Origin of the sequence: Bacillus cereus group sp. BfR-BA-01330, from assembly GCF_022663885.1 — a bacterium.
Taxonomy (GTDB): Bacteria; Bacillota; Bacilli; order Bacillales; family Bacillaceae_G; genus Bacillus_A; species Bacillus_A cereus.
In genome coordinates this window covers 821395-845716 of the sequence record NZ_JAKUGK010000001.1, presented here as the reverse complement: position 1 = coordinate 845716, position 24322 = coordinate 821395, and the positions used below count along the sequence as shown (strand labels likewise).

Here is a 24322-nt window from a genome sequence, read left to right as displayed (position 1 = left end):
TTACCAAAATATTGATTTTAATTTTTTCAGGACCTTTTCATTTTCTTTCGTAAACTCTTTATAATTCCCAGACTTTAAATTATCGTTCATATTTACTGCCCATTTTACTAATTTCTTTGTTCCACTAACTACACTTTCTCCTCCGAGGCCATCAAATTTCTTATTCACAAACAATGAGGCTCCAATCCCCACCACTGCACCTATAGCTCCTCCTGCCAAGGTTCCAAGTGGTCCCACAGCAGTCCCAATCGCTGCTCCAGTTGCTGCCGCTCCCGCTGCATATGCTAAGTCCACACCTGTATCTAATGCAACATCTCTTACATCCTGTAGCTGAAATCCATCATCTTGTGACTGTATAATATTATCTACAACTGTCAACCCCGTTCCAATAATTGCCACACTTTTGAAGAGCGTCCCAGTACCTTTGAGTTTTTTAAATGTCTCTGGCCATTTCTTAAAATTGAATTCGTCAATGCTCTTTTGAAACTCGGTCCCAAATGAATCTGTCCATCTATTTTTAAATGCTTTTAAAAAACCTCCTTCATTCCGAGTCATCATAAAATCTTCAACCGCTTTAAATTCAGGCAATTTATAAATATCTTTTTTTGCTTGTTTTATTACATTTCTTGTTTCGTTGTTGTAATTGACTTTAAATTTATCTTTAAAAATAAATTTAAAAATAGTATCTTCATTTGCATCTGTAGCTAAAAGTTTGGAAGCCGCTACAATATCGGCATCGTTTAAAGTATTAAATATATATGCTCCTTTTCCTTTTCGAGCATTAACATCAAACTTAACACCAAATCCCAAATTTTTTTTCATGTAAACAAGGCGTAAATAACCAGAAAATAATCCGACTACTCCTTTTTTCGCTTTACCCGTATATCCCGCAATCATTTTAGCTACTCCAACTATAGATGCGAAGGTTCCTTCAGACAGAAGTTTTTCGGTTGTATCACTAGAAAAGTTCCCTTCAGTCTCTTGTATTTGTCTCATAGCACCATCTAATCCGCGTAACATGTCATCAAAATTTTGAAGATCATTTTGTTGACTATTGTAAGCCTCTAGTTTTTCTAACGTATCACTGATTTCTTTTTGACTTTTTTCAACCCCTTCAGAAATTTCTGATGATGAGGGATAATGGATCGGAACAATATCATTAATTGAACTAATAGTCTGTTGTGCTAATTCATTTGATTGATTAAAACTGTTACTATACCCATTAATTTTTTGCTTTACATTATCTAAATAACTCCCATAAATTTTCGTATCTGCATCACTATCAACAGAACTATTAAAATCTTCTATTGCTTTTTCAAATTGCATGCTTAAGCTTTCTGCTGCGACCATACAACCTGAAATAACACTTCCATGAACTCTAGATAAATGGCCTTTAATTCCATCAGCAGCAGCACCTTGAAATGAATTAATCTCACTAAAATCCGCTATCTTTCCTAATAATGATTCAAACTGTTGATTCAACTCAGTGGCACTTGCTTGAAATCTACTTTGAAGTTCTTTTACTTCTTGTAACTCTATATTTTTATCCACGTTTCTCCCTCCCTATTTTGCATGATAATTTGAATCTATCATTCTTAATTGCTTCTCAAGTTGTTCGTCTTTTTCGACTATTTTCTCCCCAGTTTGTTGTATTTTATTTAAGTCATTTTCTAATATCTGTTCGTATCGCTGCACCTTTTGAGATAACTGTTCAATTGCTTCACAATATTGAATCAGCCTAGTCAAATTCGTACGATGTAACTGCATACCATTAAATTTAGTCTTACCTAAATCACTAGCACCACTTTTCAAATCACTTACTTTCGCATCAAATACCCCTTTATTTAATTTAATTTCCCCCATTTATCATTTCCCCGCCTTCTGTACTTCTACTTGAATACTAGCGTCAACCATTGAAACACTTCTACTTAGAGAAAGAATACTAGACTCACATGTAGCGATTTCTCTTTCAAGCCGCCGTATAGCTTGATCGATGTCTTCTTGCACTCTCCCTAGTTCTCCGATAAACTTCCCTAAATTCGAAATGACTTGTTGTTCATATGTTTCTTTAAAAGTAGTTGCTCTTTGCCCTTTCCAACTACTCTCGTTTATTTCTAAAGACTTAAACTGCTCTTGATTTTGTTTAATTGCTTCAAGATTATTTACAAATTTCCCCTTAGCAGTTATTAGCCTTCGTAGTTTCATTTGTAATTCAGCCAATTGCCCTTGTTGATGACTTATACTACTTAATAAACCCGATTTTTGACTATTTAATTCCTCTATCCCCATGCAAATCCCCCCTTAAATAGTTGGCACTTTAATTCTAGTAGCAAAACGATTTTCAACAAAATACCCTTCAAATGGATTTAATTTTGTACTACTTAAATCTTTATTAGATACATCGAAGACCATTTGGCCTGATGATTTTCTAAGTAAAATAACATGAGATTGCGTTTTTATTGTTTTTGAAACTAAGTCGTATCGACTGTCAATTGAATCAACATCACAGCCAATTACGAAGTGGATGCCCATAAATGCACCATTTGTTATTAATTCTGCTAAACTATATATATCGCTATCTTCTAAATTACTTAAAATATCATTTACATCTGCAATTACGATTACAATCGGCTTAAATTTCTTAATAAATTCTGCCGGGTTCACTGTTTCACTTGATGCTTCCTGCTCCTCTTTAAACGCTGCTTCTCTCGATTTGTAAGCATTTGTAACTTGTTTAATCGTTTTCTCAATTCCTGTTTTTTCAGCTACATATAAAGCAGCGCTCTCTCTATAGTTTGAGAAATTTCGTGTTCTTGTATCAATTAAACCTAGGTCAAAGTGTCCACTGTCTGCTAACTGTTGAAGGAATTGATGAACTACATTTTCAACTTCATCTTTCTTAATTCCCCCTACAACAATATTAGACGCTTCCGTTAAATCTAATTCGAGAGGCGTAACGTTTTCTGTCTCTACACCAAATGTTAGTTTGCCTGCTTCAATAATTTTTCTTGTTTCTGGCCATGCAATAAATTCCTTGTATTCCAGAACTTCAGGTACCATAGGAATTGCTTTCGGTCTTTCTCCATCCCAGAAGGAATCCATCTCTTTTCCTTCAGCTTGTATATTTTCAATTCGAGTAAGGACATCTTCTCCATTTGTCGGTAAAGCTGTTTGGAAGATTGTTGGTTCGTCAATTTTAACTAAACCACGGCCTGCTAATTCTTCAATTTTTAACTCTGTTCTTCCTACAATAGCTCTAGATTCTGCCTCATCTATCATATATAGAGCAATTTGTAGTTTAATATTTGTATTTACTTGTACTCTCAATGCATTTTGACGTGTAGCCGTAAGCATTAAATGAATTCCTACTGCTGCCCCTTCACGTACAATTTGTGCAATAATGCGTTCAAAGTCTTCGACAAATTCAGCTTCTCTAACAGCATCATAGTTATCTAACGTAATTAATATTGTTGGTAATACTTCTTTACTAGCTCTCTCATACATTTCAAGACTCGCAACGCCATATTTACTTAGCAATTGCTTTCTATCTTTTAATAGGTCTTCTATGCGACGAAGAAATTTCTCGCATTTTTCAACTTGATCTAATGTAATGATGTCTGCCACATGCGGTAATGATTTTAATGGCATTAAACCGTTCGTTCCGAAGTCTAATAAATACACATGCAAATGCTCCGGACTATGCTGACGAGCTACATCCATAATGACTGATTGTAAGAATGTTGATTTTCCGTAGCCTGGGCTTGAGAAGACCGCTACGTGTCCGTCTTTACTAATATCTAATGTTAATGGTGTTTGTGATTGTAATTCAGGCTGATCTAGTAGACCAACTGTTGCTTGTAATGGTTTCTTTTCTTTCGTCCATGCTTCTTTGAACTGAATTGCGTGTAAGTCTTGTAAATATACGCTTTCTGGAAGTGGTGGTAGCCATGGTCTAGCTAACGCTTCAATTTCATTTACTTCTGCGTAATCGTGAATGTAGTCAATAACAGCATCCAGTTCAGATGGTACGCTTATTACTTCTTTACTGCTACCAAGTCCACTTAAGTCTTCACTTAATATTTCATATTGTCCTAGATCATTTATTGCATAGATTGTTGCATCTAAATGTTCTTTATCCTCTTTATTTTCTACATAGTCTGCTCCGCTCCAAGCTGATTGGAATAGTTCATAAATTTCATTATTCCCAACTTGTAAGTAAGCACGTCCTGGTAATGTAATTTCAGCAGCATCCGGTGTTTTTAAAATTTCATTACTATCTGACGTATTTTGAACTTTTAATGCTAGTTTGAATTTCGAGTTACTCCAAATTTGATCATCTACAACACCACTCGGTTTTTGCGTAGCTAATATTAAATGGATTCCGAGCGAACGACCGATACGCGCTGTTGAAACTAACTCTTTCATAAACTCTGGTTGTTCTGACTTCAATTCCGCGAATTCATCACTAATTAAAAATAGATGCGGCATCGGCTCACTTACTAAGCCTTCTTTATACAGTTTTTGATACTGATTAATATGGTTTACATCATTTTCACCAAATAATCGTTGTCTTTTCTGTAATTCAGCTTTAATTGATGCGAGCGCTCTCATACTTTGTGCTCCATCTAAGTTCGTAATTGTTCCTAATAAATGCGGTAAGTTTTTGAATAAATTCGCCATACCGCCACCTTTATAGTCAATTAGTAAAAAGGCTACTTCGTACGGGTGGAAATTGACTGCTAGAGATAAAATATACGATTGTATAATTTCCGATTTACCTGAACCTGTTGTACCTGCTATTAATCCGTGTGGTCCGTGTGCTTTTTCGTGTAAGTTTAAGTTTACGATATCTTCTTTACCACGTAATCCAAGTGGTACAGCTAAAGATTTATGCGCTGCATTTTTCTCCCAACGACTTGTGATATTCAGTTCTTTTACTTTTTCAACGCCGTACATTTCTAAAAATGTTACGCTTTCTGGAATACTATTTTTTAAGTTTTGCAAATGATTTAATGGTGCTAATGCCCGTGAAATATCTTCTAAATTGAACCCTTTCGGTACGTGATTTAGTTTAAATTGACGGTTAACAAGCTCTCCTTGCTCTAAGATGATGTTCCCTTGTTTTGCATCTCTTATATCTATTACCGTTTTCACATGCTCCGGTAAACTTTGCATAACATCTTGTACAAATACAAGTGATACACCTAATTGACTCGGATCATCATTAAAGAATTCCATAACAACATGGTCTAATATTAGTTTTTCATCTGTAATGAGAACGACATAGTGCGGTGCAAAGTACATTTTTTCATTAGTAGAACTTTTTTCATCTAGTTTTAATTTTCGTTCTTTCAATATTTGATACAAACTATTTAACACTTGATCACGGCTACGATCATGGTATACAAATCCACGTACATTTATATCGCGAACACTTCCATGAGGTAACCAGCGCATCCAATCCCATTTTTCTTTTTCTTCTTCCGGAAAAATAGTAATAAACTGCAAGTCATAATAACTATGGAATAAAGCCGTTTGTGCAACTAATAATTGTAATTGCTCTAACACTAAAGAGCGTTGACCAATATAACCGACTGGTCCATTCATTAAATCTGTTACAACTGGTACATCTTCCAATGATAGATAACGCTGTCTTAGTTCACGTGCTATATCAATTAATTCATCTTTCGTTTGACTAAATTCTTCTTCATTAAATTGAATTTCAAAACTCGTATTAGCTTGTCCTGTTCCAACGCTAAATGTTAAGAAATCATGATGTAACATTGTTTTTTCATAAATTCGAGGATTTACTTGAACTGCCATATTACGTATTACTTCTACATTTGGATTGTGATAATGTAATGCGTGACGCTGTTTTTCACTTTCTGCATGTAAATCCTTCGTTTTTTGTTTTATATACTCTCTATAGCTTTTATCTCGTTCAACAATGTCGACTTTATATTGCTTCAAATTTTTAATATACGATGTGACAGAAACAATGATTGTTACTAATGTCATCGCAATCGATGCGATAATAAACATTCCATATTTCATGAAAATAGCAAGTAATACAGTTACGACAATCATGACAAGTGAAGGTGCAATGATTCTTGCTAAATGCTCCGTTGGTTTTGATGGCATACTTGAAGGCTTTGCAATTGTCATTTTCTCTTCTGGTTCACGGTAAATAATACGTGGTGAACGATGATAGTCTGGATAACCACTTTGATAATTTGTTTCTGATTCTACTAAAATAGGTAACGCAGATTTCACTTTATCTTCTGAAGAAAGTACTTGAATGTCTTCACTACCAATCTCCAATAAAATACCATCAAAATATAATACGTCTCCTGATTCCAACATAACGCTATCTTTTAACTTCGTATAATTATGAAATACATCCCCGCCATACACGTTCACTTTAAAAGAATCGTACAACGTTTCGCGAGATAGCATTAAATCTACACTAGTCCCGGTAATAGAAATATCATCGTAATCGTTTTGACTCACTGTAAGAGAATGTTTCGTTTCGATATCAAACACTTTAGTTGTGCCAACAATAGATATAAAGATTTTCAAGCTCACATCTCTTGTTTTCCCAATCTCAATTTCCTTATTGAATTCTATTAATTGATCCTGTACCATCCAAGCATTTACTTCATTATTCCACTTTAACTCTACTTCTTGTTCTAAACTTGGATTCGTAATATCGTTTGTCCACTCTTTTCCAATCGACACTATTGATTGCTCATTTGGATGTAATGTGCACTTATATATTTTGTCTCCATAAGTCAATACTAATAGTTGCTCCATCCGTGTTCACTGCTCCTTTTCAACTGTCTCATCAAATGCTTACTCTTTTTTCTCTGTGTCCGACAAATTTTTATCGTTTGATGAATTGCCATATTTCTTTTTATATTCATCTAATTGTTGCTCATATGTTTTTAACTTTTGATCACGTTCTTCCCCTGATAAATCCGGATTATTTTTCAGTGATTCAATTTGTTTAACAAGGCCGTACATAATAAGCTGAGGATCATCAAGTGTCTTAGCTAAATCTAATGATTTATCAAAATTACCTTTTCCGTTATACATCCAATACAGCAAATACTTTTCATCACTTTTCAAACTAATGTTTTTCATAATCGATTTCTTTTGAGCTTCACCTAGTTTTTCAGCTGTAATGTATGCAAATGCTAACTCATATTTAGATGCAATCGGTAATGATTCAAACTCCTCTTCATTCAATTGCGTAATGACTTTGTCATAATCAGTTGCTATGAAACTTGCATTTGCTTCTAACAATTTATTTTGATAAGGAAATTTTATAAAAGTGAAATATATTAAAGGAGCAGCTAAAATAACTGTCGCCGCTATGAAGGAAAAAGCTAAGTATTTAAATGATTTATAGCTTTTTTTAGGTACTAACTGCATATTTTTTTCTGTTTTTGTTTGTTCCTTCTCAAAGCTGTCATCAAGAAACTGCAGTAATGCATCTAAGCTTTCCATTTGAGCAACGGTCTGTTCAAATATTGTTTCTTTTGCATCTTTTAGTAACCCAGCATACAAATCATCAAAGTTATGTTTTTGGGAGAATAAAGCAATAATTAGACACTTATATTGTGTTAAAAATTGCTCTTCTAATAACGGGGTTGGCGGAACAATATCTCGAATTCCTCTATGTATAATACTTGGTATTAAATTAGCATTAAAAACTATATTGTCTGGATGTAAAAAGAACGTGATTCGTTTATTTAAATATTTACGAAACTGCGCAACATTCCGAAGTAGTCTTAATTTCTCATTTCTTCCAAAACGGCTAAGATCGTCCCACTTATATAATTTTTTATCTACTTGATATAGAAACGTAAACATATCATCCGTTTCTTCTATTGTTAATGGTACAAATTCAGGTGATTCGCCCGTAATTATATCGAATTGACGGAAGTCTTTTATACGTGTTTGAGATTTGGTCATCTCCAATTTCCAATTTTCTTTTTCTATTTGAAATTGATAGTTCATTGCATCAATTTGAATTATTTTTTCCGTCATGTTTATCCTCTTCTCCTTTTCTTTATAACCCGTAATAACTTATTTTCAAATAACTAAAAGTAAAAAATATTCTTTATAAAACTTGCAAAATATCTCCATCTGTTATTTGGTGATCAATTAAACGATCATTATCTGTTAAAACAATTGACTTATTTTTCACTTTAATTACAAAATGTGAACCTTCATGATTATCAATCTTTAGCGTATCTAATAAGTTTTTTAATAAATATTTAATAGATTGATGATTCGGAATACGCAAATCATATGTATTTCCATTCCATTTACTAAAATCTACTGTCACATTGATATGTGTTTGTATTGCCATCGCTTTACCTCCAACTTTTACGAAGAACTGTATAAATACCGATGCAAATAAGTAGAATGCCGCCGCCAAATAATAATATTATTGTTATACTAATTGGCTCTTCATTCATTGTTTCATTACTCGCTACTTCATCTGCACTTTTTCTGACAATGTATTCACTGCTAAACAAACTATTTTTCGTATCTTTAACACTATTATTTTCTTTTGTTTTTGTAAAAAGAGAATCTCGCAAAGCTTCCATATCTTTTTGTTCTTTCTTTTTCTTTTTCTCAATTTCTTCTTCTATATCTTTGTTAAATAACTCAATCGATGCTTTATCTAATTCTGTTTCCTTATGTTCCTTTTTATTTTTTTCTTGGTCGCTTTCTTCAAGTCGATCCACTTTAAACTTAATCTTCCCATCATCACCAAGATAACTGTCAGCCGCGCTCCTTATCGGTAGCGCGACAAACAGTAAAAGGATAGAGAGAAATGATAACTTAGCCACTATGCTCCATTGTTTGATCATTTACTTCTTTTTCCTCCCATTTCTTATGCCATACAAATAGATTACTAACCAATCCAATAATGGCAATTACAAACAATACGACAAAAATAACTTTCCCAGTATCTTTACCACTAATAAAATCATTTAGAAAACTTTCTATATACTGAAGCGGTGAGAATTGACGTATCTTTCCGACAGAGGACATTTGATCTACTTTACTTCCAACTGCCTCAGTTAAAAATAGGTACATGCTTAAAAATACTAATAGTATAAACATACCTACCATTTTTATTTGTCGTAATAAGTAGGTTGAGACCAATACAAACGCCATCATAATAAATGTGATGAACGCAATCCATAGTAAACTTTGATCCTGACCGAACTTTAAAAGACGCCCAGAAATGATACCTATACTAATCCCTTCCACAATTGATATACCGAAAGCTACTACTGTAGTTGGTACATTCATATCAATTAATGAGAATTTCTCTTCAAAATGATCTGATTGCATTCGTTTCTTTTCTTGATTCGCAATTGCGTATGCTGTAAATAATGCAACAATGAAACAAGTTAATACAATTAAGTAAGGTGTAAAAGCATTACCTGCTACAATTACTCCATCATTTTGCTTTTGAACTGGACTAGCTAAAAAGTCATATAGCATTTCATTTTGACGATCTCCAATACGACTATTCGCTAAAATTTTCGTAAAGTTTTTGGAGAATGATTTATCATCTTCCATTTTCTTCGTAAAGTCGTTTAATAATAAATCAGCTTTTGAAACAATTGTCGTTCCGCTGTCTTGAATTTCTTTTGCTTGTCCATTGATTTGATCAAATGTTTTATATACATCGTCTGAAGTTGCTAAACTATGTTTCGAACTTTCGACCAATGACTGACTTTGCATCATTAATGATTTAATACCAGAATCTAACGATAAAACAGCTGTTTGCTCACCAGCATGATTTGTTGTTAATACTTGCTGCTCTTCAACTAGTTTTAAGCTATTCTCACGCCATTTCGCTAAACCTTTTACATACTCTCCTAAATTTTCATTCATACTAGTTGCTTGTTGCGTCGTTCCATTTAATTTCTCCGCTAGTAGCATAGAATTTTGATCCGCACTAGTAATAGATTGTTGATAAGAGTTTATTTTTTGTTTTAAACCTGACATATCTTGCTTTATTTCTGTAGTAATACTTGATGAAACAAGATTTGAAATTAAATCAATTAAGCTTTGTTTATTTAATACGTAGTACAAAGATTGATCCGTCGCAATTGCATCTAAACTTCCCTCTTCTAACTTAGGACCTACATCTTTCGTTCTTAAATCAATCCCATAATACATTTCGTAAAGGCTCATTAAACCTTGATAACTTTCGACTGTATCTACTGCTTCTTTAATTAATAAACTAGATATATTTTTTGTTAATACTTCTGCTTTTTGATGTATAACTTGATTCGTTGTACTTTCAGTAACTTTACCGTTATCTGTTCCCGTTTCGCCTCCTGGATTTCCTCCGGTCCCGTTATCTGTTCCCGTTCCGCCTCCTGGGTTTCCTCCTGTTCCGTTATCTGTTCCCGTTCCGCCTCCTGGGTTTCCTCCAGTTCCGTTATCTGTTCCCGTTCCGCCTCCTGGGTTTCCTCCGGTTCCGTTATCTGTTCCCGTTCCGCCTCCTGGGTTTCCTCCGGTTCCGTTATCTTTCCCTGTTGTGTTTTCCATTTTTTTAATAATAGGGTTTTTAGCACTGTGTACCAACGGCATTATGCCATACTGTGATTTATGAACCACATTTTCCACCTTGCTATTTTCCGTTTGTGTTCCTTTATCTTCTTTGTTAGGTTTTTCTTTTTCAGGACTAGTTTCTTTTTTATGAGTCCCACTCAATTCCCACTGCCACATTACAGGAGAGAAAACATCTATATTGATGTTTGGATCTTTTAACTTCACATGCAGATCAATCTTTATATCCCCTTCATTACGAGGAGCTATTGTAATTTCTCCTGCTTCGCTTTGAAGAAAATCACTTGTACGATCCTCACCATCAATATGTAAGAATCCTGTACTTCCATCTAGTTTAAATTCTTCTGGAATACTTATCTTCAAAGTTTGTGCAGATTCCATTTTAATTACTTTCGCAGTATCACTAAATGTAATTCCCTCTGTATAAAGTCTATCCTTTACTTCTTTAATAGCGTTTCCTAAAGATATTTTATTTACAGGATCATAATAAAAATTATTTTCTTTATTATATTTTTTTGTAAATTGAATTACATTTTGCAGTTGTAATTTCGTTGTATCTGGCAAATCACTTTGACCGATTTCTTCCATGTTTAAACTAGGTAATTTCGCAATTAAATTCTCGATTTGTTTCTTTATTCGAGCATCTGGTTGTTTCATTAATGTATTTATAAAGATTTCTTGCTTTCCATCATTCGACATAGATTGCTTTAACTTCTTAATTACCGTCTCTTGAATATCACTTTCTAACTTCCCTGCAAGTTCTGTATCATATTCAGACACTTGTTTTTTTACATCTGCTAAATATTTTTGAATCGCTGCAGCATCAGTTAAAATATTCGGTTCTTTCTCTGAAAACGTAAATTGATTTGAAATAATTTTATTAGCGGATTCCAATGCACTTAATTGCTTTAAAGCATCGCCTGTATTCATATCATTCATATATTGATTGAATTGATTTGTGAAATTATTCGCTAACAAATTGTTATCAGTTTGCATTTTTTGAAAGTTATTAAAACCATCTAAATACGTACTGTTAGATTTATTCCCTTCATCTAATGCTTGACCGAAACCTTTTAAAACATCCTGAAATCCTTTGAAACTATTAACAGAAACACCTGTATAATCCTGTACTGTTTTAAATTGATTTGTGTAATTTGCTAACGGACTATGTATATCTTTTTTATACATAGTTGTTTGAACGTTTCCTTTTTCAATTATTTTACCTATATTATCTTGTGCACCTTGTAGCTTACCGATAATACTCGCAAAATAAACGTCGATTATTTGCTTATTGAAATCTTCTAAAATAACAGAAGCTGTATTTTCTGCCTCAGCTTTCAAATCCTTATTCCCAGTTGCATTTACTTTGTAGTTTAACGTTAATTTCTCTGGAATCTCTGAATCAATCGCAACTGCCTTCCTAGAAAAATCATTTGGAATAACAATCATCATATTGTAATTATTATTTTTTAATCCATTTTCCGCTACCCCGCGACTAACTACGTACCATTCTTGTTTCGTATTTTTATTTACATTTTTAACAAATTGATCTCCAAACGCTATTTTATTGCCCTCAAATACAGTGCCCTGATCTTCATTTACCAACGCAACTGTCATTTTTGGTGTAGTATTCTCATTAGCTTTCTTAACATTTTGATTTAATGCTAAATAGGAGACCCCTGTTGATAGTACAAGAGCTAAAATAATAAACAACAAGATGCTCCATTTGAACTTTTTCACTACTTATCACTCCTGCGACTGCGAGTCTATCTAATGAAAGACTTCGTATCTTACTCTAGTTTTAAAGTAATTTAGCCATACAACGTATGGTTGCATGGCTAAATTATATATTTCTTTTTATCTGTCTTATTGTAGACCGAAATTACGAGAAAGATCTTCGTCATGTCTAGCAACAGCTTCTGCAGTTTTATTAAGCTGCATATTGATTTCTTGTAATAGCTGTGCGAAGTTTTGTACTTTTGGCTTTAATTGATTGAACTGTTGGTCAAAACCTTCGAAAGCACGACCTTCCCATTCTCCTCTTAATTCATTTTGTAAGTTTTGTAGTTGACGTAAAATGTCCTCAATTTGATTTGCACCTTGTCCATATCGAGTCGCTTTCGATTTAAGCTCCTCTGGTGACATACGAATTTGTCCTGCCATTATTAAATCCCCCTTAAAATTTAAAAATAGTAAAATTAACCAATAATCAATTCTACAAATTGATTATATCAATAATTTAAAAATTTCTAAACAAAAAAATGATATTTTTCCAAAATTTCTCTTTTACTATAATAACGATATATTGTATAATACTAATTTATTTGTTTTTTAAGCACACTCTATAAATCTACTATAAAATAAAGGCAAACCATCTATTTTATATATTTATAAGGACTTATTCACTTTAAATCCCAGCGAGAAAGTAGCCACTAAATCATTATTTCCCTCCCATTCAGACTATAATACTCACTTCAAAGTCATAATTACCTGCCTTTCAACAAACCCAAACTCTTCGTACATCTCTTTTGCAAAATTCCCAGCAAATACATTCAACCGAATTTCTGAATACTTCTCCTTTAATTCCTTAATACTAGCTTCCATCAGTTCTCGCGATAATCCTCTCCCGCGATATTCTGGGAAAACGTACAATTCATATATAAATCCAAGTTTTTCACGAGAAAAATAGTCTGTATTTTCCCCTATTAATATCCATCCCATTACTTTATTTTCTTCTTTAACAATTAAATAGTATGCTCCTTTTTCTACAATCGGCTTTGTAATCTCAATTGCTTTCTCGGTACTTAATTGACAATTCCCTCTCGTCCCCTCAAAAAGCGATTGAGCCGCATATTTTAATATTTCATTGGTATCTTCTTGATTCGCCTTAACAATCATTTTTCACAACTCCCCTTGAATAATAGGCATTACTATCGCTTGTTCAAGATTCTCCGCTTCCATAACAATTGCTGTTAATCCGTGTTCTGTACTTGTTTCATGGAGCTCTCCCTTTTTCCAAAACACAGCTTGTCCCGCCTCTACCTTTATCTTTTCTTTATTTACCCCACATACATATCCTGCTCCTTCCACAATAAGAAGCAGTTGAGATACAACTGCTTCATGATTACCGATGATTCCATTCTCGTGTAAATGCATAGCACCGATATGTATATTCCCTCGATGGTTTAATATTTTCGACATGATGAAATTAGATTGAAATACTGATAGGTGCTTTCCTACTTTTTCACTAAAATCAAAAATTTTCATTACTAGTTCTCCTTATACGTATAAAACCATCCTTACTGTCTGCATCATATGTCCTTCAAAGTCTTCTTCAAATTGCTCTAATTCAGCAAAACCTTTCGCTTCATAAAAGCGTTTTCCTTTTTCATTTGCTGCTTCTACATGTATGTACAATTTCCGTATCCCATTTAATGCTTTAATTCCTTTTTGTAATAAAGCACTTCCGATCCCTTTTCCTTGCTGATCTGGTAACAAATAAATCGCACCTAATTCCGCTTCGTTTTGTAGTCTAACAGGTGAAAAGTTCGCAAACCCTATTACTTCACCCTCTTCTTCCGCAACGAATAAATGCGTATTTTTAAGACGATATTTCATTTTTTCATCAGAATATGCCTCGTCTAAAAAACTATCTTGAATTTCTCTCGGAATAATGCCTTCATATGTATCATGCCAAGCTATTTTTGCTACTGATTGTACAGCGTGAATGTCTTCTTGCTTCATTTCTCTAATTATATATGTCATCTCGATGTCTCCATTCTCTTTAAATTATATTCTGCTAATATACTAGAAGAAACGGCAAAACCATTTTCATAATTCACCTTAATTAATTTTAATTTCTCAATTGAAGCTGTTGCAAAATTAAACTTTCCATAAATATATTCCATTACACTTAAAAACTGCTTTGTATGTAATCTATTTGCAATTGTACAATGCGGAACCCATTTTCCCGGTACGTAATATGAATTTGGGTTGTCATGAAAAGTTTTAAAATAATCATGATAAGAATAATGAAGTTTTAACAATTCATCGGTAACGGTCGGCGCTAGAAAGACCGTTCCATTAGTAGGAAAAATTCCAACAGAAGGAAAAGTTACTGCGTCTATATTTTCTTGAATGGCTACAAACTCCCCTAGTTTCTCCGTATACAAATGAACATCTAACTCATTATAATCCGCAATCGTTATATGAGGTTCTACTCCAGCTAATTGATTTGTTCCAATTACATTTGTTAATTCATTTTGCAGTTCTGTAATTTTATGAGTAAACACACGATCAAATGTAGCAATAATAGCGTACAATCTTTCTCACCCCTTCGTTACACATAGCGCTTCCCATTCTTCACGAATCATGCCCATTCGAATAGAATCATAGTATGTTCCGTTATAATAACGACACTTTCGCATTCTACCTTCTAAGCTCATTCCTATTTTCTCCGCTACTTTCATCATTCGTTCATTACCAGACCAAGTCGTGAGCCCTACTCTACCAATTTCCATCTTTTCAAATAATAAATCTCGATATAACGTTAACGCTTCTGTACCGTATCCACCATTCCAGTAAGTTGGATTATAAATAACAATTCCCATCTCTAGCCAACGCGTCGGTTTATGCTCCCAATAAAATCCGACCTTCCCTATAATTTGACCGTTATTTTCTATAATTAAATTTGACAGTGGTTCTTCTTGCAAACGAGTTTGCACCTTCTCTTTATAGGAAGAGTATTCTTGCATTGAGAACGGGAAATATGGCGCATCCCATTTCTTCCATTCTGGGCTTTCTTCTTTAAATACGATATTCCATAATGTTTTTATATCTGATTCTTCTATTGTACGAATTGTAACTTTCTTCCCCTTTAATATAACGTTTTGCATAATTCCCTCCTGCATTCCTCTTTATTTCATATATAATTATAATGTTTTTTCAGAAAAATCAAAACTAATATCATTTATTATATTGTATAATTTTGTTATTAGATACCAATTATTGATTTAGAAAGCTGGTGATTTAGTGAATAATCGATTTAGTATTGCTTTATTTCTCACTATTATTACGACAAATATTATTCTATATTTCTTCTTACCATCAAATATTGTTACGAAATGGGACTTCAATGGAACGCCTACATCAACAATGGATAAAAGCACTTTTGTAATCGTAAATATAATTATATGTTCCTTCTTATTCTTTGTATTTTTAGCTTTATCTAAAGCAGCGAATAACCAGAAATTTCTCCATTGGATCGGCAACACAATGTTACTATTCTTATTTTTTGTCGATATTGTCATCGCCCTCATTGCTCTTGGCTTTTCACTTCCTCTTGATCATTTCATATTTTTAGCATTAGGGCTTTTATTTATATTAATAGGTTATTTCAGTTCCAAAATTGATACGACTAAATCAACCGTTTCATTAGAATGGAATGATAAGTACCTTGAAAAAAGAGCTTCAAATATTAGTAGTATTTCAATGATGATAGCAGGTATTTTTTTAGCGATACTTCCTTTTATCGTTTCTGCTCCCTATAGAGGTTATGCTATACTAGCAATTCTTTTAGGAATGACGCTTATCATTCTGCCGAGTACGATTTATTTACTTATTAAAGACAGCAAGCAATATACTCCTTTAAAAAAATAGGAGGTTATATCCCTCCTATTTCAGCTTAATGTTTTATTTTCCACTTTTTCTATCTCAACTAAAATCCCTTTCTCTATCCAACCCTCTACGCCATCTTTTTTAATTAAATCATATCCTGAACAGCTACCATCAATGAGAGAAACGATATCTCCCTTCCTAACGCTTATTTGCGCACAAGAAATATCGGTTTTCACTGTATATTCACCTGACTCAAGTTGTTTTATATATTCATTTTTTACAGTGAGTAAATTATTCGTTTCCTTTTGTTTACATACGGTGTAGTCTTGCATCTTCTCGATAGGCTCTATGTAATAATACGGATATGTCACTCCGCCCTGCATTTCTGAATTCGCATTAAAATCCGCTATTACTTCATACTCTGGAAAATAGTCTACATATGTATAAGAAAACGTATCGCCCGTTTGTTTCCTCTGAATAATAAATGCATTTAATTGTCCTGCTTCTTTAATTGCATTTCCTCCATCAATTGCAATAATTTTTTTCTCCTTATCAATAACTGGATTGTTAGACGGTGCTTCTTCAGAATAGTTCACGACAGGCCAATGACCAACTATTACATACTTATTTGCTTTATGTGATTTATTAAAAAACTCTGGCATTGCTATCGCATTTTTGCGCTCTGTTTCTTTCCAATCTACTCTATCTTCTAGACCGGCATGCACAATAATATAATCTTCTGTTTCAATCGCTGTTGGCAAGTCTGTTAGCCAATATAGTTCTTGTGAAAATTCACTTAACAATGCTTCTTTCACTTCACGAATTGAAGTGCCCTCATGAACTGAAAAACCTAATTGCTCTAGCCATTCATTAAAAATCGAGTGCTTTCTCATACATAAATAATTAATAAGATCAGGATTTTCATTTAGAAGAGCATCAACTAAAACTTCACAATTCCCTTCAACAACGTGAACCTTTGAATTGTTCTTTACAAGATTCATAACGTAGTTTACTACGCCTACGCTATCTCGTCCTTTCTCGCAAAGATCTCCATTAATAATTAAATAATCTTCATCTTTAAAGTTAACTTTATGTAGTGCTTCTTTTAAAAGATTTAATTCTCCATGAATATCAGATATGACGATAACTCTAGCATCATTAGGGATTGATAGTTTCTTTATTTTTTTCAAGTATAAGCGCTCCAATCATTCTCTTTATTAAATTAAAACAATTCGACAAAATACACTATATAACCTTTTCAAATACATATACCATAACTTACAACCTATTTACGGTTTAATAATAACTTAAAAAATAAGAAGAAGCTGTTCCCAACTTTTGCGGGACAACTTCTTCTTATTTTTTATAATTCTTTATGAAAAGAATAACTCACCTTATCATACCCTTCTCTTTCATAAAAACGATGAGCATCAATTCTTGAAAATGCTGACGTGAGGACGATAGACTCACATTCGTTTTCCTTTCCCCAGTTCTCTATATACGAAAGTAATACTTTCCCATGTCTTTTTGAACGATGTGCTTCTGCTGTTACAAGGTCATATACGAAAACGTGTTTCTTATTATAAAAGTTCGTACAAATTGCTACACCTGCAAGGCTAACAACTTCATCATCCTCATTACGCAGCGAAAATAGTTTATAATTTTCTTCTTTCATATTTCGAAATAAAGAGCTTGTTTCCTCTTTTGAAAGTTTCGTTCTTAATTGCTGTAAAACAGGTAATACTTCATGTAATTGCTCTTCTGTTACTACTTCTTTAACATTCATTTTTAACTCTCCCTTTACTATTTAAATAATTTTCTAAATGTTATATCATTATTATAGAAAGTAACTGCCCTTTACTTAAGTGGCAGTTTAAGTGTTTTTTATAAGGCCAGTTTTAAAGGAGAGTTTTATATGGATTTTACTATCCCATTGCAATTACAAAGTAACACACCTATTTACTTGCAAATTTACGAATATATAAAAGCTGAAATTATACAAGGGACTATTTCTGTTGGCACACGTCTACCCTCACACAGAAATTTAGCATCACAACTTAATATTAGCCGCATTACTGTTGAATCAGCTTATCAACAGTTATTAGCTGAAGGTTATGCAGAAAGTAAACCGAAACGTGGTATTTTTGTAGCAAATTTCGATATTGACATTATCCCAAATAAAAAACGAAATGCAGCAAAGAAGACGAACAATTTGATAGAAGAAAAATTTGAATATGATTGTAGCCAAGGGCTTATTGATCAAAATGCATTTCCGATTACAAATTGGAAACGAGCATTACAAGAATCCATACTTACATACGAAAATGCACTATTTGCCAAAGAAGATCCTCAAGGTGAATTCGCTCTTCGAGAGCATATATCAACATATTTATATCATTCTCGCGGTGTACATTCTTCACCTGATCAAATTGTGATCGGCGCCGGAACACAGCCACTTCTCTGGCTACTGCTTCAACTGCTTGGCCCTACAAAAGAATACGGCATTGAAAACCCTGGATTTCACCGTATACACGCAATTATTAAAAGCTGTGATAGACAAATTCATCCCATACCATTGGATGAAAAAGGGATTGATATTTCTAGTTTATACAATACAAATTCCAATGTCGCATACGTTACACCATCACACCAATTTCCACTCGGGATTATTATGCCTTTATCTAGAAGATTAGAATTGTTAAAGTGGGCTAATGATTGCAATGGATACATTATTGAAGATGACTATGACGGAGAGTTTCGCTACGCTGGTAAGCCGATTCCTTCTTTACAAAGTCTTGATTCAAATGAACGCGTTATTTATATGGGAACTTTCTCAAAATCTTTTTTACCTTCTTTACGAATGGGATATGTTGTTTTACCACCACACCTTTTAAAGATATACCAAGAACTGCATGGAATTTTCAAACAAACAGTCGCTACAATACAACAACTTGCTTTTGCTAACTTTATACAAAATGGGAATTGGGAACGTCACCTTAATCGAAGTCGTACACTTTATAAAAGAAAACATCATGCATTAGTAAAATCCATTATGAAAGAAATGGGGGCTAATGTTCAAATTCTTGGCGAACAGTCCGGACTTCATATTGTTTTATGTGTAAATAACAGTATGAATGAAAATGAACTGATTGAATCCGCTAAAAAACAAAGCGTTAAATTATACACACTTTCTCCATATGATTTCGTGAATGATTTACGTAAGGAATCATACGTATTACTCGGCTTTGGTAGTATTCCGGAAAATAAAATTGAAACGTTGGCTATATTATTGAAAGATGCTTGGTTTCCTAGTTGCAAGGAAACTTGTTAACAGTGGGTTTAACTTGTAACATGTTAACAATTCAACAAAATAAAAAAGAAGGCTGTTCCAAAATAACTTTTTGGACAGCCTTCTTCTAGTTATTCACCTGACCTAGCTTTCCTTCCCGGACGTTTCACACCAGTCGTTTCTGTTGAATAGGAAGCTTCAATTATAGCCGTTGGATCTACAGAGAGAACGAGATCTTTCATTTTCGGATAAATGAATCGGTTTGTAATGCAATAAATGATTCTCTTATGCTCCCCTAAAAAACCACCTTCTCCATGTAGATACGTAACAGATAGTTGCAATTCTTTCATAAGTAAATCGCCTATTTCTTTATTCTTACCAGAAATAATCATAACGCTCTTACCTTGATTAATACCATCTAGTATAAAATCAATCATCTTCGTAACAATATAGAAAATTGCTAACGAGAACATCGCTTGTTCGATTGAAAATAAAATGGCAACAAAAATGAAAATAACTGCATTTACTGCAAGTAAAAATGTACTAATCGGTACATTAAAGTGTTTATTCATCCAAACTGCCAACATTTCCGAACCGTCAATTGCTCCACCCATTTTAACAACAATCCCAACACCAATTCCAAACAGTACTCCACCATAAAGTACAATTAATAACTCAGAAGTCGTAATTGCTGGAAATGGTTTTAAATAAATTAATCCGAGTGTTGTAACTACATTCGCATAAGATGTACGGATAAAAAACTTCTTTCCCATTACTTTTGCAGTAAATAATAAAATTGGGATATTAATTCCTAAGAACACACCATAAAGCGGCAATCCTGCGACTTTATTTGCCATAATAGCAATAGCCGTTACCCCGCCATCTACTAATCCATTAGGTGCTAAAATAAGCTCTAATGAACCTGCTACTATAATTGAGCCAATTGTTAATAATACGTATTCAAATACTTTCTTCATTCATTACCCCCAAAACTTATATATTTTCTTAGTATTATTTTAACGTAATTTTACTACTAATTCAAAGGTATCGATTTATATACAGAAAAGTTTCACCTTTATCGCTATTTTTATGTAATACATGTAACGCGTAATACTAAAAACACACTTACAAATTAAAAGTAAGTGTGTTTTTAACATCTATTTAATCTTTACGTACGGCTTCATTTTTAATTTGAATATTTCCTCAACTGCCCTTTGATATCCACCAGCATTTCTAAGCGACTCTCCCACTTTACGACTATTTTCCTTAAACGTCACATCATCCATTACTTTCTTTACAGTCTCACGTAACAATTCAGAAGTTAACTCGTTACGATTAAGTGTTATGCCTGCCCCTACTTCAGTCAATCGTTTTGCAACGAATGGCTGATCTCCTGTTACCGGAATTACAACTAATGGAACACCGTAATATAACGCTTCACTCGAACTATTCATACCACCATGTGTCACGAATACATCAGCATGCTGTAAAACTTCTAATTGCGGGATATAATTATACAACTTAAAGTTTTTCGGGATATTTTCAAATTGACTTATATTTATCTTCTTACCAACGACTAATACGACTGTCGCATCAACATCTTTAAACGCTTCAAAACATTTTTCATACAAAGCAGGTTGTTCATTAAAAACTGTTCCCATAGAAATGAAAATCATTTTTTCATTTTTTAAATCTTCGGTAGGAAAACTCCCCACTTCTTTTCGAGTAGCAATTGATGGACCTACAAATTTATACGATTCATCAAATACCTCTGAACGTGGCTGATATTCTTTTGAAGTATATACAATCGTAATATCACCAGGATGGTTCATAATATCATACATACTATTACATTTCATTCCATACTGCTTATTCCATCTTTCCATTCCCGCTAAACAAGATTGATATAATGGATCCATTTCATCTACTTGTCTCGATTCTTGCTCATCATGAAAATTAATGTACTGATTAACAGCAAACGTTGTACAGGATGAAACGCTTGGTAATTGTAAAATATTCGCTATAATACGTCCTACTGGAAAATGATTATCATATATTAAATAATCATATTTTTCCTCTTTTGTTTCTTCTACAATTTGAGTAACAATACGCTCTGATGCTTCAATCATATGAGATAGCATCGTCAAAGGGCTCCCACCTTCATTTACTCGTTCCATAATATTAATTTGAGAGAGAAAATTCTCAAACACTCGGAATTCCGCACCTGTTGCTTCAACCTTCTTTCTATAATCTTCAATACAATAAGAAACAACTGTTTCCCCTCGCTGAATTAACTCACTTACAACAGCTAAAGTCGGATTAATATGACCTTCCCCAGGAAAATTTATTACGAGTACATTTGCCATAACATTCTCTCCTATCCAATTAATATAATAAAATTAACAATTAATTATATTAATTAATTTAAGTCTATTATAAATGAATGCATTCTACTTCTTCATGCTTTTCTCTTCATTTTATTATTGAGAAATATTTTCTATAGTCTACATTATTGTGATTCACAATCTTATAAATGAATGCTTACTTTTACTCTTCATAGATTTAAAGATACGAGTCTTACATTCAAGTATTACCACTATTATTTTTAGACAATTCATACAAAAATAGAGAAATATAATATTTTTAATGAGTTTTCACTATAAATGTAAGTATGCTGTCTATCTTTTTATCTTTATCCTCATAACACATCATCTGTTATATAATAAATTTATGGAATTTACAAAAAAAGGAGTCTTTTCATGTTACAACAACTATTCAATTCACCTATTCTATCCGTTCAAGCCTTGCACCCAGGTTATGAAGATCATGCAAGTGATGTTTTTCTCGTTCAAACAGAAGATACAGAAGTTATCGTTCGTGCTTCTAAAATGAATGAAGAACCAAATAATGATTTTTGGTGGGGATGTAAAAATCTATTTGGAATTGATCCAAGGAACGTCCATCATTTAGAAACTGTACATACATTGCTGCAAGAACATACGAATCTTCCTATCCCAACAATATTAGAAAAACATGTTTTAAATAGCCGTGAATTTGTGGTGGTCGAAAAGTTAGTAGGTAACACAGTTCAATCTTTTATCGAGCAACCAGATTCTATTTTATTCAGCCTAGGAAAAGGACTTGCAGAAATACATAAGTTTAAAGCCGATTTCATAGGAAATCCGTCAGGCACGTTCCAAATTCCACTAGATGAATTCCAATCACATATTTTAAACGTGAGTAAAGAGCTTGTGAATATGTTTTATTCCGATGATGAAAGCATACAAAATGCATTCCCTACTTTTGAATCACAACTTTCTTCCCTGTCCGTACCAAAGGAATCTACACTCGTCTTAATTGATATGGATTCTACTCAATTTTTATCTGACGGTACAACTATTACGGGTTTAGTAGATACTGAAGCTTACGCGGTTGCTCCGCGAGAGCTTGATTTTATCGGACTAGAATATGTACTTACCGAAAAAGAAGTACATGCCTTTAAAAGTGGTTACGAAACAATTATGTCTATTCCTCACTTAGAAGAATATAGACAGCCTTATCGTTATTTATACCGACTGTTATCTGTGCAAGGTAATGTGGAATTAAAGAAATGGTTAAGTCACCCATCCTATTTTTAAATACGAATGAGAGGGAGTATACAATGGATATTCAGAAAAAGCGTTCTGTAACAGAAAGTGAAATACAGCAAATGAAGGATTTAGCTTATATTTGCGGACAACAAGATAACCTTGATTACTCTTCAGATTTACATATCAACTTTTTAAAAAATCGAAATGAAGATTATATAAACGTTTTTCTTCTTTATAACGGTACTCAATTAATTGGCGCTTTAAATATGTATGATTTCGAAAGACCAACAAAGCTTGAACTAATAGGCTTTGTACATCCTCATTTTAGAAAACAACATTTCGGAACTATCCTTTTACAAACTGCAATGAAAGAAATACAAAATAGAGAGACAGATGAAGCTCTTCTTATTATTAATGGGGATTCTATTTCTGGGAATGAATTTGTAAAACATATGAAGTTACCATATTTATATAGTGAATATAGTATGGAGTTCAAAACAAACGAAATTCAAAAAACAACAGATAATAATATACAGCTTACTCTTGCACCTTCAGAATCACTTCTTGACCTTATTAAAATCTCTAGTAAAGCTTTTGGTGATTCAGTAGAAAATACGGCTACATGGTTACAAAAAATGATGAATTCATCTTCCCATCAAGTTTACAGTGCCCTTATTGCTGAAAAAGTGATAGGAACAATTACAGTTTCTAAACAAGAGCAATCTACTACACTATCAGGATTCGCCGTTCATCCTTCTTATCAAGGTAAAGGATACGGAAAAGATATTCTTTGTAATACAGTACATACCCTTATTACAGAAGGAGTTTCAACAATTGAATTAGACGTCGAAACGAAAAATATCCACGCTTTAAAACTATATACACAATGTGGTTTTGAAATTAAAACGAGGCATGACTATTATAATTTAATGAATTTTTAGGTGAATACATATGTTAAAAAAACAATTTATTCTAATTATGATATTTTAGCAAACATCTATAATAAACATTGGAGACATTTTGTTTAATACTCCTACCCAGCCTCGTTTTACAAGATGCTCTTCCCTACTCTCGTATATTAGATCTTTGTTGCGGGACTGGTCATCTCTGCCGGTGATAGTTTAATTTAGATGAACTAAAAAGTGTGTTTCACAAAGTTTACTCCGTATTACATAACGAGGGTATATTCGCATTTGATATGAATAAAAAAAACTGAATC

At 33.2% G+C, this 24322-nt stretch carries 22 protein-coding genes and 1 pseudogene; 5 read left to right on the top strand and 18 right to left on the bottom strand.

Annotation, left to right across the window (positions count from 1 at the left end; translation table 11 throughout):
- The 14 genes from MR112_RS04335 to MR112_RS04270 form a co-directional block, all read right to left on the bottom strand.
- Nucleotides 1–1551 (bottom strand): T7SS effector LXG polymorphic toxin, encoded by a 1551-nt coding sequence (locus MR112_RS04335; RefSeq protein WP_242244804.1) that lies wholly within the window; start codon nt 1549–1551, stop codon nt 1–3.
- 12 nt (nt 1552–1563) lie between these two features.
- Entirely contained in the window at nt 1564–1863 is a 300-nt protein-coding gene (locus MR112_RS04330) for a TIGR04197 family type VII secretion effector (protein WP_044307211.1), read from the bottom strand.
- A gap of 3 nt (nt 1864–1866) precedes the next feature.
- Nucleotides 1867–2289 carry a YwqH-like family protein gene (locus MR112_RS04325; RefSeq protein ID WP_000510565.1) on the bottom strand — a complete coding sequence of 141 codons (423 nt, stop codon included), beginning with the start codon at nt 2287–2289 and terminating at the stop codon, nt 1867–1869.
- Nucleotides 2290–2301: 12 nt separating this feature from the next.
- Entirely contained in the window at nt 2302–6813 is a 4512-nt protein-coding gene (gene essC / locus MR112_RS04320) for a type VII secretion protein EssC (RefSeq protein WP_242244803.1), read from the bottom strand.
- A gap of 39 nt (nt 6814–6852) precedes the next feature.
- Nucleotides 6853–8052: a type VII secretion protein EssB gene (gene essB / locus MR112_RS04315; protein WP_242244802.1), complete on the bottom strand. Its 1200-nt coding sequence runs from the start codon at nt 8050–8052 to the stop codon at nt 6853–6855.
- 73 nt (nt 8053–8125) lie between these two features.
- Nucleotides 8126–8377: an EsaB/YukD family protein gene (locus MR112_RS04310; RefSeq protein WP_001007571.1), complete on the bottom strand. Its 252-nt coding sequence runs from the start codon at nt 8375–8377 to the stop codon at nt 8126–8128.
- Nucleotides 8378–8381: 4 nt separating this feature from the next.
- A complete protein-coding gene (gene essA / locus MR112_RS04305; protein ID WP_000595658.1) occupies nt 8382–8885 on the bottom strand; it encodes a type VII secretion protein EssA in 504 nt (167 codons plus the stop codon).
- On the bottom strand, nt 8857–12348 hold the full coding sequence (esaA, locus tag MR112_RS04300; RefSeq protein WP_242244801.1) for a type VII secretion protein EsaA: 3492 nt from the start codon (nt 12346–12348) through the stop codon (nt 8857–8859). The genes essA and esaA overlap by 29 nt, the downstream gene beginning before the upstream one ends.
- A 126-nt stretch (nt 12349–12474) precedes the next feature.
- Entirely contained in the window at nt 12475–12771 is a 297-nt protein-coding gene (locus tag MR112_RS04295; protein WP_000918601.1) for a WXG100 family type VII secretion target, read from the bottom strand.
- Nucleotides 12772–13077: 306 nt separating this feature from the next.
- Nucleotides 13078–13506, bottom strand: a complete 429-nt coding sequence (locus MR112_RS04290; RefSeq protein ID WP_000635647.1) for a GNAT family N-acetyltransferase — start codon at nt 13504–13506, stop codon at nt 13078–13080.
- Nucleotides 13507–13509: 3 nt separating this feature from the next.
- Nucleotides 13510–13875 (bottom strand): cupin, encoded by a 366-nt coding sequence (locus tag MR112_RS04285; RefSeq protein WP_000688077.1) that lies wholly within the window; start codon nt 13873–13875, stop codon nt 13510–13512.
- Between the two features lie 12 nt (nt 13876–13887).
- Nucleotides 13888–14373 carry a GNAT family N-acetyltransferase gene (locus tag MR112_RS04280; protein ID WP_000221048.1) on the bottom strand — a complete coding sequence of 162 codons (486 nt, stop codon included), beginning with the start codon at nt 14371–14373 and terminating at the stop codon, nt 13888–13890.
- The gene (locus MR112_RS04275; RefSeq protein WP_000270858.1) at nt 14370–14930 is read right to left on the bottom strand and encodes a 2'-5' RNA ligase family protein; all 561 of its coding nucleotides are present in this window, start codon (nt 14928–14930) and stop codon (nt 14370–14372) included. The genes MR112_RS04280 and MR112_RS04275 overlap by 4 nt, the downstream gene beginning before the upstream one ends.
- Nucleotides 14931–14936: 6 nt before the next feature.
- On the bottom strand, nt 14937–15503 hold the full coding sequence (locus MR112_RS04270; protein ID WP_001181783.1) for a GNAT family N-acetyltransferase: 567 nt from the start codon (nt 15501–15503) through the stop codon (nt 14937–14939).
- 136 nt (nt 15504–15639) lie between these two features.
- Between MR112_RS04270 and MR112_RS04265 the strand changes: the two genes are divergently transcribed.
- Nucleotides 15640–16266, top strand: a complete 627-nt coding sequence (locus MR112_RS04265) for a DUF1648 domain-containing protein (protein ID WP_002182685.1) — start codon at nt 15640–15642, stop codon at nt 16264–16266.
- A 20-nt stretch (nt 16267–16286) separates the two neighbouring features.
- Here MR112_RS04265 and MR112_RS04260 read toward each other — a convergent pair whose 3' ends face one another.
- Entirely contained in the window at nt 16287–17414 is a 1128-nt protein-coding gene (locus MR112_RS04260) for a metallophosphoesterase (RefSeq protein ID WP_000721377.1), read from the bottom strand.
- A gap of 173 nt (nt 17415–17587) precedes the next feature.
- Complete coding sequence (locus MR112_RS04255; protein WP_001101116.1) at nt 17588–18010, bottom strand: GNAT family N-acetyltransferase; 423 nt, start codon at nt 18008–18010, stop codon at nt 17588–17590.
- Between the two features lie 129 nt (nt 18011–18139).
- On the opposite strand from MR112_RS04255, the gene pdxR reads away from it, so the two are divergent.
- Nucleotides 18140–19555, top strand: coding sequence for a MocR-like pyridoxine biosynthesis transcription factor PdxR (pdxR, locus tag MR112_RS04250; protein ID WP_242244800.1), 1416 nt, complete (start codon nt 18140–18142; stop codon nt 19553–19555).
- An 89-nt stretch (nt 19556–19644) separates the two neighbouring features.
- Here the strand turns inward: pdxR and MR112_RS04245 are convergent, their stop codons facing one another.
- Nucleotides 19645–20490: a YitT family protein gene (locus MR112_RS04245; protein ID WP_000755126.1), complete on the bottom strand. Its 846-nt coding sequence runs from the start codon at nt 20488–20490 to the stop codon at nt 19645–19647.
- 180 nt (nt 20491–20670) lie between these two features.
- Entirely contained in the window at nt 20671–21879 is a 1209-nt protein-coding gene (locus tag MR112_RS04240; protein WP_000024491.1) for a macrolide family glycosyltransferase, read from the bottom strand.
- Nucleotides 21880–22272: 393 nt separating this feature from the next.
- Here MR112_RS04240 and MR112_RS04235 point away from each other — a divergent pair, with 393 nt between their 5' ends.
- The 3 genes and pseudogenes from MR112_RS04235 to MR112_RS04225 all read left to right on the top strand — a co-directional run.
- Entirely contained in the window at nt 22273–23151 is an 879-nt protein-coding gene (locus MR112_RS04235) for a nitrate reductase (protein WP_242244799.1), read from the top strand.
- A 23-nt stretch (nt 23152–23174) separates the two neighbouring features.
- On the top strand, nt 23175–24044 hold the full coding sequence (locus MR112_RS04230; RefSeq protein ID WP_242244798.1) for a GNAT family N-acetyltransferase: 870 nt from the start codon (nt 23175–23177) through the stop codon (nt 24042–24044).
- Nucleotides 24045–24307, top strand: a pseudogene (locus tag MR112_RS04225) (class I SAM-dependent methyltransferase); the annotation flags it as partial. It abuts the gene before it with no gap.
- Nucleotides 24308–24322 lie beyond the last annotated feature (15 nt).